Annotated in this window: 10 protein-coding genes; 2 read left to right on the forward strand and 8 right to left on the reverse strand. The window is 38.9% G+C overall.

Translation table 11 applies throughout. The annotated features are described in order from the left end of the window. Window positions 1–36 precede the first annotated feature (36 nt). From A3H37_00005 to A3H37_00025, 5 genes are all read right to left on the reverse strand, one after another. Window positions 37–726, reverse strand: a complete 690-nt coding sequence (locus A3H37_00005; GenBank protein OGL48289.1) for a ribonuclease III — start codon at window positions 724–726, stop codon at window positions 37–39. A gap of 73 nt (window positions 727–799) precedes the next feature. After that, window positions 800–1,033: an acyl carrier protein gene (locus tag A3H37_00010; GenBank protein OGL48315.1), complete on the reverse strand. Its 234-nt coding sequence runs from the start codon at window positions 1,031–1,033 to the stop codon at window positions 800–802. A gap of 31 nt (window positions 1,034–1,064) precedes the next feature. After that, window positions 1,065–1,814 (reverse strand): 3-oxoacyl-[acyl-carrier-protein] reductase, encoded by a 750-nt coding sequence (locus A3H37_00015; protein OGL48290.1) that lies wholly within the window; start codon window positions 1,812–1,814, stop codon window positions 1,065–1,067. Window positions 1,815–1,936: 122 nt separating this feature from the next. After that, complete coding sequence (locus A3H37_00020) at window positions 1,937–2,869, reverse strand: [acyl-carrier-protein] S-malonyltransferase (protein OGL48316.1); 933 nt, start codon at window positions 2,867–2,869, stop codon at window positions 1,937–1,939. A gap of 15 nt (window positions 2,870–2,884) precedes the next feature. After that, window positions 2,885–3,109 (reverse strand): hypothetical protein, encoded by a 225-nt coding sequence (locus A3H37_00025; GenBank protein ID OGL48291.1) that lies wholly within the window; start codon window positions 3,107–3,109, stop codon window positions 2,885–2,887. Window positions 3,110–3,113: 4 nt separating this feature from the next. Between A3H37_00025 and A3H37_00030 the strand changes: the two genes are divergently transcribed. Next, a complete protein-coding gene (locus tag A3H37_00030) occupies window positions 3,114–4,487 on the forward strand; it encodes a Fis family transcriptional regulator (GenBank protein OGL48292.1) in 1,374 nt (457 codons plus the stop codon). On the opposite strand, the gene A3H37_00035 is transcribed toward A3H37_00030, so the two are convergent. After that, a complete protein-coding gene (locus tag A3H37_00035) occupies window positions 4,484–5,281 on the reverse strand; it encodes a hypothetical protein (GenBank protein OGL48317.1) in 798 nt (265 codons plus the stop codon). The genes A3H37_00030 and A3H37_00035 overlap by 4 nt on opposite strands. A gap of 95 nt (window positions 5,282–5,376) precedes the next feature. Beyond that, the gene (locus tag A3H37_00040; GenBank protein ID OGL48293.1) at window positions 5,377–7,824 is read right to left on the reverse strand and encodes a hypothetical protein; all 2,448 of its coding nucleotides are present in this window, start codon (window positions 7,822–7,824) and stop codon (window positions 5,377–5,379) included. Window positions 7,825–7,971: 147 nt separating this feature from the next. Between A3H37_00040 and A3H37_00045 the strand changes: the two genes are divergently transcribed. Beyond that, window positions 7,972–9,414: a histidine--tRNA ligase gene (locus tag A3H37_00045; protein ID OGL48294.1), complete on the forward strand. Its 1,443-nt coding sequence runs from the start codon at window positions 7,972–7,974 to the stop codon at window positions 9,412–9,414. A gap of 9 nt (window positions 9,415–9,423) precedes the next feature. Here the strand turns inward: A3H37_00045 and A3H37_00050 are convergent, their stop codons facing one another. Then, window positions 9,424–11,334: a hypothetical protein gene (locus A3H37_00050; GenBank protein ID OGL48295.1), complete on the reverse strand. Its 1,911-nt coding sequence runs from the start codon at window positions 11,332–11,334 to the stop codon at window positions 9,424–9,426. Window positions 11,335–11,403 lie beyond the last annotated feature (69 nt).

The following is an 11,403-nucleotide window of genomic DNA, read 5'->3' on the forward strand; positions in this document are numbered from 1 at the left end:
CCTGATTGGGAATAAATACAGGAATGATCAAGGGCTTCATTTTATCTCCAGCTTTTCAAGGGCTTCCTTTGCAGCCCTCTGCTCCGCCTCTTTTATGGATTTCCCGCTGCCATAGCCAACAGGATTTTTGTTGACCTCAAGGCATATCCTGAAGGTCTTGTCATGAACAGGCCCCATTTCCTCTATCAGACTATATACAGGAAACGTATTGTATTCTTTCTGAATAACTTCCTGAAGTCTTGACTTATAATCTCTCAGGTCAAGAAACTCTGAAGACTCCGCCTTTTTAATTATTTTTTTCAGCACAAATAACCTTGCCTGCTCAAGTCCTCCGTCAAGATAAACAGCGCCAATAACTGCCTCCAAGGCAGCAGCTATTATTGAATCCCTCAGGCGCCCCCCTGCTGCGTCTTCTCCCCTGCCAAGCATGAGATGATTTCCAAGGTCAGCCCCTTTGCCGACGCGGGAGAGAAATCTGTCAGATACTATCATTGACTTGAATTTTGAAATGGCGCCAATATCATTCTCAGGAAATTTTTCAATTGAATATTCTCTCACAACAAGCTCAAGCACTGAATCTCCGAGAAACTCGAGTTTCTCGTTGGATTCCTCTGTTTCCGTGTTACTCTCATTCAGATAAGAACTATGGGTCAATGCCTTTTTCAGAAAACAAATTGACTTAAAAGAATATCCAAGTAAATTTTCTAAAACAGTAAAGTCCTTCATAATTTAAATAAGAAAAAAAACGGACATAGAAATTGGAAAAATTTCTATGTCCATTATTTTAGATTATATTGATTTACATATGTTCTTCAATGTATTCAATGGCGTCTTTCACAGTAACGATTTTCTCTGCATCCTCGTCAGAAATTTCCATATCAAACTCCTCCTCAAGCGCCATAACCAGCTCCACTACATCAAGGGAATCAGCGCCAAGGTCATCAAAAAATGATGCATCAGAAGTCACTTCATCTTCGCTTACCTGCAACTGTTCAACGATTATTTTTTTCACTCTTTCTTCTACTGTCATCAACATTTCACCTCCTAAAAAATTTTATTAATAATTACATGTACATCCCGCCGTTTACGTGGATTACCTGTCCAGTTATGTAAGAAGCCTTATCAGATACAAGGAAATTCACAAGATGCGCAACATCAGCAGCAGAACCAAACCTGTTAAAGGGAATCTGCTTTTTCATCTCCTCCTTAGCCTTCTCAGGCAAACCATCCGTCATATCTGTTTCAATAAATCCCGGAGCAACTGCGTTCACATTGATATTTCTTGATGCAAGCTCTCTTGCCACACTTTTTGTAAAACCGATAATCCCTGCCTTTGAAGCGCAGTAATTAGTCTGTCCTGCATTCCCTGTCACTCCAACAATTGATGTGATATTAACTATTTTCCCATACCTTGCTTTTATCATAGATTTCATCACTGCTTTTGTACAGAAAAATGTTCCTTTAAGATTGACGTTTAAAACCTCATCCCATTCCTTCCAGTCCATTCTCAGCACAAGATTATCCCTTGTTATTCCGGCATTGTTAACAAGGATATCAATCTTCTGATAGCGTTCAGAAATGCCATCAACAAGCGCTGATATCTCCTCGTAATTTTCAACCCTTGCCTTTTTAATCTCTCCCTTTCCGCCCTTTTCAAGAATCTCCTGCAGGGTTTGCTGTGCTGCTGCCTCATTTGAAGAATAATTTATTATTACAATAGCGCCTGCTTCTGCTAAATTTTTTGAAATGGATTTTCCTATCCCCCTTGAACCGCCTGTAACAATGGCTACCTTGCCCTCAAGAAACTTCTCCAAATTATTTTACTCCTTTTATAGCTGCAGAGATAAAATTCATTTTTAAAATAAATAATTTATTTGGTAGGACAGCCGTCTCGGCTGTCTTCTTTTATTATATTAATTTTTAAAAATACATTATATTAATGATGCAGAACCTCCAAAGTTTTTTCAAGGCTTTTTTTATCTTCAACGTTAAGGCAAACCGCCTCTCTGTCAATCTGTCTTACAAGCCCCGAAAGAACCCTTCCGGGTCCAACCTCTACAAATAAATTAATTCCTTCCTGCTTAATTCTTAAAACAGAATCTTCCCAGAGAACTGGTCTTGAAACCTGTCTCCTGAGAGAATCCCTCGCGTCTTTCCCTTTATTTATAACCCTTGCATCAACATTGGTTATAATTGGAAACTCTAAATCCCTAAACTCAGTATCATCAAGATACGCAGAAAGCTTTTCCTCTGCGGGCTCCATAAGACGGCAATGAAACGGAGCGGATACAGGAAGAAAGACCGCCTTCTTTGCTCCTTCTTTTTTAAACACCTCAACAGCCTTCTCAACAGCCTCTTTTTCTCCTGATATGACTATCTGTCCCGGGCTGTTGAAATTCGCTGCTTCAACTATCCCGTTTTCGATTTTTCTTAAACCCTCTTCAACCTTCTTTCTCTCAATCCCGAGCAAAGCCGCCATTGCCCCTTTCCCTTCAGGGACTGCTTCCTGCATAAATTTCCCTCTTGCCCTTACAATCCTCAGCGCAGCCGCAAGGTCAAGAGTGCCGGCTGCAACAAGGGCAGAATACTCGCCAAGGCTGTGCCCTGCCCCTATATCAGGCTTTATTCCGCTCAGGTCAAGAACCTTTTTTGTCACAATGCTGCAAAGAAGTATTGCAGGCTGAGTATATTCTGTCAGTTTAAGCCTCTCCTCGGGTCCCTCGAAACAAAGCCTCGTAATGTCAAACCCCAAAACATCATTTGCCATCCCAAAAAGTTCTTTTGCAACCGCATAATTATCATAAAATTCCTTTGCCATGCCAACATACTGCGAAGCCTGGCCCGGAAAGAGAAAAGCTATCTTTTTCACCATTATATTTGCCCGCTATGCACTTTCAACCCCTTTGCGTACCCGCCTCTGTATAACAACCGAGTTTTTTTTGTCAAACAAAAAATGAAAATTTATAATTACAGAAATTTCATACTCAAAATTTAAATCTCTGTAATCTGATTTTAATCCCTGCAATCTCCAGAAGAGTTTTTGCTTGAATAATTTGTTATTAAATCTATAATTGGCAAAAATCTTTTGGAAGGGTACAGGGTTAAGCACTTATATGACTCCTAAAAAAATACTTATTGTTGATGATGAAAGCACTATACGGATGTCTTTGGCGAGAATTCTTGAAAAAGAAGGCTATGCTGTAGCTCAGGCTGAAAACGGCAAAAAGGCAATTGAGCTTTTAAAGAAAGAACCTTTCCATCTTATACTCACTGACCTTAAGATGCCTGAAGTAGACGGTTTTGAAGTCCTGAAGCAGGCAAAATCCATATCGCCTGATTCAGTTGTTATAGTTCTCACTGCCTATGTATCTGTTGAATCGGCAATCAGCGCAATGAAAGCCGGCGCCTATGATTATCTCTCAAAACCCATAAACATTGATGAGGTAAGGATTGTAATAAGAAAAGCCCTGAATCAGATGACTCTGGTTGAAGAGAATATCCTGCTAAAGAAACAGCTCAAAGGCAAATACAGGTTTGAAAATATAATAGGGGTCTCTCCCCAGATGCAAAAGGTCTATCAGCTGATGGAAAGGGTGATTGAGACTGACAGCACCATTCTTATCCAGGGAGAAAGCGGAACAGGAAAAGAACTTGTAGCAAAGGCAATCCATTATAACAGCTACAGGAAAAACCATCCATTCGTAACCATAAACTGCGGTGCGATTCCAAAGGACCTGCTTGAGAGCGAATTCTTTGGCCATGTAAAAGGCTCTTACACAGGAGCCTTTTATGACAGGACAGGAAAGTTTGAGCTTGCTAACAAGGGAACAATATTTCTTGATGAAATTGGCACAATGGCTCCTGACCTGCAGGTAAAGGTTTTAAGGGTTTTTCAGGAAAGAGAACTTGAAAAAGTTGGGGATTCCAGAAAAATAAAAGTGGATGTAAGGGTAATTTCAGCAACAAACGTAAACCTTGAAGACCTTGTTACAAAAGGGCTTTTCAGGGATGATCTTTTTTATCGCTTAAACGTAATATCCCTAACACTCCCCCCCCTGAGAGAAAGGGTGGAAGATATCCCTCTTTTAACCAGCACCTTTCTTAAAAGATTCTGCAAAGAAATGGAAAAAGGGGAAAAAAAAGTTTCAAACAGCACAATGGAGTTCTTGATAAAATACCACTGGCCCGGAAATGTAAGGGAGCTTGAAAACACGATTGAAAGGGCATTGGCTCTGGCAGATGGAAAGTTGATAACCCCGAAACACCTTTCGCCTAAAATTATTAATTTACCTCCTTCTGTTGAATGGCACGGGATAAAAATCCCTGACGAAGGAATAGATTTAAACAGCATAGTTAAAAATCTTGAAGTGGACCTGATTAATCAGGCTCTCCGGAAATCCAACGGCGTTAAGAGCAAGGCGGCAAAACTCCTGAAGGTTAACCGCACAACACTGGTTGAGAAGATGAAAAAGATAGGACTGTCTTAGTTATTTAAAATTAACTTATCTATCGTTTCAAAAATCACTTCCGGGTCTAATCCGTGCTTAGATTTTGAGAGATACAGGAAAAATTCCTTGTTCCCTTTCTGCCCGCGGATTGGAGACTTTGTTATTCCTTTTACAGAAAGATTATGCTTTTCTGAAAATTCAACTATTTTCAAAAGAACCGCTCTGTGTTTTTCACTGTTTTTAACTATCCCTCCTTTTCCGACTTCTCCTTTTCCGACTTCAAACTGCGGTTTAATAAGTGCAATAATCACTCCCGAACTTTTTAAAAGTTCCATAACCTTGGGAATAACCTTTGTCAGGGAAATAAAAGAAACATCAATTACTGCAAGGTCAGCCTCCTTAGGTATATCCTCCTTTTTTAAATAACGGATGTTTTTTTCCTCAAGATTTATAACCCTGCTGTCATTTCTAAGGCTCCAGTCAAGCTGCCCATAGCCAACATCAACAGCATAGACCCTTTCTGCTCCTCTTTTTAGCAGACAATCTGTAAAACCCCCTGTTGACGCTCCTACATCAATGGCAGTTTTTCCTTCAGCCCTTATTTTAAACTCTTCCATTGCTTTTTCAAGCTTTACTCCGCCACGGCTGACATAGGGAATGTCTGCCCCTTTAACAAGGATTTCTTCATCAGGCGAAACCATGCTTCCTGCCTTATCAACCCTCTGTCCGCGGACAAAAATTCTTCCCTCCATTATCAAAGCCCTTGCTCTTTCAAGGCTTCTGGCGATTCCAAGGTCAACAACAAGCTTATCAAGTCTTGTTTTATTCTTCATATTTTCATTCCTGCCCCCATTTCCATGAGGGTAAACTCCAGCAGAAATCCAGCTCCACTCATTACCGTCATAGATGACAAAGGAAGAGAATAAATTCAAAAGCCACGTGCGGAAGCACGTGGTAATTTACTTCTGACAAAACATAAAATCAAAAACAGAATATAAAAGATAAATGCAAATGTTGTTACCTCAAGCCCCAATGGAAACCCCGGATGGATAAAGCTTAACTTCACTCTACTAACCCCTGAATCCAGCGGAACCCCGACAAAAGCATAATCAACTCTGACAACATCTCTTCCCTTTCCATTAACAACTGCCTCCCAGCCGGGAAAGAAATTCTCAAGAAAAACCAGAAAGCCCTGCTCTTTCAGGGCAACATTTAATGAAATTGAGTTTGGTTCATAATTTAAAATTTCAAGCCTGTTTTCGCCTCCAGCATTACTGGTTAAAGATTCCCTGCTATTTTCAATAAAATCTTTCCTTGAAACTATAACTTCTTCTTTTGGATTAAATTCATCTGATGACAGCGATTCAAGGATTTCCTGCTCTGTCAAACAGGTTCTGACTTTTTTCACCGTGAATAGTTTTGGCAGAAAAGACGTATTTTTAAAAACTGCAAACTCGCCTTTTGGATGTATGAAAACTGCAGGATAGGGAGTTTTTTCAAAAAATTCCTTTGGCGCAAAAATATATTTTATATTCATCAAATCAAATGAAATTCTCTTCCCTTTAAGCCTCTCAACCAGTTCTTTTTGTTTTCTTAACTGGAATGAACCGTAAAAATCTCCGTGAAAAATTCCAAAATTCATTCCTGTTGCCGCTTTAAGAATGTTTTTATTAAATATCCATGTCTTTTCATTTGCAGATAGTTCCTCAAGTTCAGGATAATTGTATCCCTTAATGAACTTGTCAGAGCAATATGTCCTGAAAAACTCCGGTTTTTTATTTTCTATCCTGTCAATCACAAGCTTTCCGTAAGGGATAAAATCGTAATAATCCTCACGGAACAAAGGGTAGGATTTAAGCCCAATCTGCCACAGGTCTATAATGAGAACGAGAATTATAGCTGCGGGTAAAACCCTTGAAGAAATCTTTTGCCTCAGACCAAGCCAGATTAGAGAAACAGATAAGGCTGAGATGAAGAAAAAATAGAAACCTGCACTTTTTAAAGAAGAAAGAATATCATTTAAAGAAACATTAATGTTCCTGCTCAATAAAAAAATTTTGAAATTTAAAGGTGCGGTTTTCAGATAAACAGTGAAAGAGAAAAGAAGAACAAGCAGGATGATGATAAGGATTGAAATATTCTTAATAATTTTTATTTCAAATCCACCTGAATCTACCTTTGCTGAAGAAGGAACAAGGGGGATTTTTTTAAGATATTCTTCAAATCCCAACCCTCCGAGAATTGCCAGAGAAAACGAGGTAAATATCAGATATTTTTCCGGGTATCTGAAGGAGCTGAAAAAAGGAAAGGTTTTGTAGAATAAAAAATAAAGCGGAGTAAAAGAACCAAAGGCTAAGATTAGGGACAGAGCGCCAAGAAAGGAAAAAAAGCGCGTATCCCTGTCCTTCTTTAAAAAAAAAGCATAGACAGAAAATACAAGAGGCAATATCCCGATATAAACAATCTCAGTCCACACCCTTTCAGCCTTCTGGCTCTGAAGAAACATTCCCCAATAGTTATTATCATAAATTGTACTGCCAAAAACATAGGGAGTGAAAAACTCAATTATCCGCAAAGGGTGAAAAGACCATTTGGTTGCTTCATCAAAAGCGTAGCCTGAGCCCCTGTCTGAAAAAGGGAGAAGAAAATAGATTGGTAAAATCAGAACAGCTGAAAATAAGCACGTAAAGAACAAAACAAAAATCATTCTGAAGGAATATTTGATTAAGTGTCCTGAGACTGAAGCCTTTGATTCCTTTAAGCTGAATAAAATATAAATCAGGAAAAACACGAATTCCGCATATACCAGCTGAATATCTCCGCCAAGAACCTGAATCCCCGTGATGAAAGAACAGGCAATACACCAGAAAAGCTTTTTTCCATCCTGAAAGATTTTCATAAAGAAAAAAAATGCAAGAGGCATCCAGGCAGCAGACGATATGTAGATTGGGTTTGAGTGGCTAAAAACCATATAACCGCAGAACATAAATGCAATTCCTGAAAACAGCGAACCGTAGGTGCTGCATCTCAGTCCCCTCATCAGGAAATATGCTGCCAAACCTGCAATTAAATAATGAGAAATGATGAACAGTTTATAAAAAAGATTAAAATTAAAAATCAAAGAAAGAAATGTCAGCGGATAAAACATCTGCTGAACAGGGTCAGATACCACAGGCATTCCGCAAGCAACATAAGGGTTCCACTGGGGAATTGAAAAATTTCTGAGATTAGAAGCAATAAATCGTTTTAGCGGATAATATAAAAGGTAAGTGTCTCCGTAAATAAATGTGGTTTTTGTAAAAAGAGCCTTTGCAAAAAAGGCAATTGTAAGCGCCAGAAATAAAAATATTATCCAGAGGTTATTTTTTTTAAACAAATTTTATTTCCTTGAATTTTTTTCAGCTTTTTTTATTTCAGTTAATTAGCCTTGACTTTTTTCCAGCACACCCTTAAAAAAATCTTTATTGATGTTTCAACATTACAACTTTTGGTTCTTCATAAACTATATTGGTGAGGCAAGTTAATGTCAAATGCCAAAGCTCAAAATTCAAACGACAAAAAAAAGCATGAGCCAATAAAAGGCGTAAAAGGCACGCAGGACATATTTCCAAAAGAATATTACAGAAGGACAGAGGTCTTTAAAGCCATTCAGGAATGTTTTGAATCCTACGGCTATCAGGGAATGGATGTCCCGATAATTGAACCCCTTGAGCTGCATCTGAGAAAATCAGGGGATAAAATAGTAAAAAGCATGTACACCTTCAAGGATTACGGCAACAGGGACATATGCCTGCGTCCGGAAATCACAGCCTCTGTTGTAAGGGCTTTCAATGAAGGGCTTTCAAATGAAAGCAGGCCTGTTAAGATATATTACTTTGGACCAACTTTCCGTTACGACAAGCCGCAGGAAGGAAGGTTTCGCCAGTTTACACAGGCAGGAGTTGAAATCATTGGAAGCAACTCCCTTGAGCATGACGCAGAAGTCATAAAGCTTGCCTGTGACTGCATGGAAAAAATAGGAATAAAAAATTATGAAATAGCAATAAGCGATGTGGAAATTCTTTTTACAATATTTAAAAAGCTGACAATACCGGAAAGAGAAAAAAGCCTTTTAATAGGAGCTCTTGAAGACCTTAACAAACTCAAGGACATAAAGTCAGGAATTCCTGATGTTAAAAAGAAATTAATTGAGCTTGGAATATCAAAGGATGAGACTGAATCAGAAGAGGGAAAATATTTCAGAATCCTTGAAGCAATAGTTGAACTCAGCACAATCAGGGGAACGCCTGATTATGTGTTTCCAAAGATAGAATCACTTCTGAGAAAATACATTGATGATTTAACCGTGCTTAAACCCCTTGAAAATTTAAAAATAGTCTCATCCTGCCTTGATTCATTTGGAATCAACTGGCAGAAGGCAAGGATAGATTTCGGCTTCGGGAGGGGGCTTGAATATTATACAGGGACTATTTTTGAAATCTACTGTCCAAGGCTTGGTGCAGCAAACCAGGTCTGCGGAGGAGGAAGATATGATGAATTGTTAAGCCTTCTTGGCGGAAGAGGTGATTCGCAGTCTATTGGCTTTGCCTTTGGTTTTGAAAGGCTTCTTCTTGCCATTGAAAGGGAGGAAGAAAATAAAGAAGACTCCGCATACCAGGGAAACCTGAAAACATCCCATCTCGACGCCCTGGTAATTCCATTAGATAAAAAACTTTTCCGCTATGCAATAAAAATATCTCAGACCCTGAGAGTCAGAGGGGCTAAACTTGACATTGATTTCTCTCTGAGAAAATCAGGCAAAATCACTAAAAAAGCAGACCAGCTTAAAATCCCTTTTGTAATCTATATAGGAGAGGAAGAAGAGAAGCAGGGGTTTTTGAGTATAAAGGATTTAAAAAGCGGCATTCAGGAAAAGTATCCGCTCAATGACATTGAAAAAATCATAGAAAAAATTTCTGATCGGTAGCTAAAAAGACTATACAGCTACAGAATGTATGGCAACATATTCCGTTTTACAGTAAGGGCAGTAATTCCATTCCTGTTCTCTTGGTTTTCCGCAAGAACTGCACAGACTTGTAACATAATAGCCACAGTTGGGGCAGTTGACAAAATCAGACTTTATGGATGTGTTGCACTTCGGACAGCCCATCATATCTTCATCTTCAAAAACAAGCATCCTGTTCAACTCTTCCAAAGTCGTAAGACCTTGTTTCACTTTTTTTATACCATCGTGTATTATATAGTTTAATCCTGAGGATAAAGCTGCTTTGGTAATTGCATCTTCAGATGCATCAGACGCTATTAAATCCCTTATCTGAGAATTGATATTTAAGACCTCAAATATTCCAATCCTTCCCTTGTAACCGGAATTGCCACAATTCTCACACCCTGTCCCCTTGTAAAACCTCATCCCTTTGGTATCATCAACCCTCATCCCTATGCTGATAAATTCATCCGGGGATGGAATATAGGGAATCTTGCATTTGGGACAAATCAATCTGAGCAGTCTTTGGGCAACAACACCATTTAAAGAAGAACTAATAAGATAATTAGGAACTCCCATATTTTTCAATCGTGTTATAGTAGCGACACTACTGTTTGTATGAAGAGAGCTTAAAACAAGATGTCCTGTAACAGATGCCTGCATGGCAATAAATGCAGTCTCGCTATCCCTTATCTCACCAACCAAAATTACATCCGGGTCCTGGCGCAGAACAGCCCTTAGGCTAAAGGCAAAAGTAAGACCTACTTTTTCATTGATACCCACCTGGCTGATTCCCGGAAGTTCATACTCTATAGGATCTTCAAGGCTGACAATATGAATTTTCTCTGATTTAACGTGGCTAAGCATACCATACAGAGTAGACGTTTTCCCGCTGCCAGTGGGTCCTGTAACTAAAACAAAGCCCTGAGGCCTCTTGAACATAGTTTTTACAAGCTCTTTATGTTCATTAGAAAATCCAATGCTTTCCAGATCAAATACACCAGACTTAGAATCTAAAATTCTTATTACAACATTTTCCCCGTACTGTGTAGGAAGTGTCGAAACCCTGAGATCCATTTCTCTCCCTTGTATGCGTATTTTTATTCTTCCATCCTGCGGGATTCTTCTCTCAGATATATCCATCTTTGCCATTATCTTGATTCTTGAGATTATAAGAGCCTGAACCCATTTGGGAAATGTTATTGCATCTCTCAATAACCCATCCACCCTTTCTCTCAATTTAAGGTTATTCTGATGTGGCTCAATATGTATATCGCTTGCTCTGTTTCTGACGGCATTGCCTATTACTGTGTTTACCATTGTTATAATAGGAGCCGTTTCACTCCTTTTGACAAGTTCTGAAATTTCTGCATCAGAATCCCTATCATAAATAATTTCAATAAAGCTCTGCTTAAAAGAAGACATATTTTTTACTAATTCCTGAAGAGGGGTATTAATATGGTAGTAGCGTTCTATCGCTTCTTTAATCTGCTTAGGAGTTGAAACAGCAGGGATAACTGAGCGGCTGGTTCCAAATCTCAGGTCGTCTATGGCTTCAAGGTCAAGCGGGTCAGCAAAGACAGCGATGACAGTCCTTTTATCAGAGCTGATTGGAATAAAAGTATGTTCCCGGCATAGCTTTTCAGAAACAAGCTGTAAAACCTCAGGTTCAACTGATACGGAAGAAAGGTCTATAAAGCGGATTCCCAATTGAAGCGCTATTACTTTTGCAATATTTTCTTCAGAAACAAATCCAAGCTCTACTAAAATCTCGCCGACTTTCTTCTTGGTCCCCTTCTTCTTCTCTAAAGCATTTTCCAGTTGTTCCTGTGTAATAAGCCCTGCCTCAGCAAGAAGCTCTCCTGTCTTTTTTAATTTTTCCTTTAATCCCTTTACAGTCATATGTTTCTCGCAAAAATTTGACACATAATTTTCTAAGATTTTATATTAAAGAAGTGTTGACCGTCAAGA

Source organism: Candidatus Schekmanbacteria bacterium RIFCSPLOWO2_02_FULL_38_14, assembly GCA_001790855.1.
Taxonomy (GTDB): domain Bacteria; phylum Schekmanbacteria; class GWA2-38-11; order GWA2-38-11; family GWA2-38-11; genus 2-02-FULL-38-14-A.

What these genes read in the sequence shown, in the direction of transcription:
- A3H37_00005 (OGL48289.1), bottom strand. Translation starts at nt 726, where the DNA reads ATGAAGGACTTTACTGTTTTAGAAAATTTACTTGGATATTCTTTTAAG.
- A3H37_00030 (OGL48292.1), top strand. Translation starts at nt 3,114, where the DNA reads ATGACTCCTAAAAAAATACTTATTGTTGATGATGAAAGCACTATACGG.
- A3H37_00035 (OGL48317.1), bottom strand. Translation starts at nt 5,281, where the DNA reads ATGAAGAATAAAACAAGACTTGATAAGCTTGTTGTTGACCTTGGAATC.
- A3H37_00045 (OGL48294.1), top strand. Translation starts at nt 7,972, where the DNA reads ATGTCAAATGCCAAAGCTCAAAATTCAAACGACAAAAAAAAGCATGAG.
- A3H37_00050 (OGL48295.1), bottom strand. Translation starts at nt 11,334, where the DNA reads ATGACTGTAAAGGGATTAAAGGAAAAATTAAAAAAGACAGGAGAGCTT.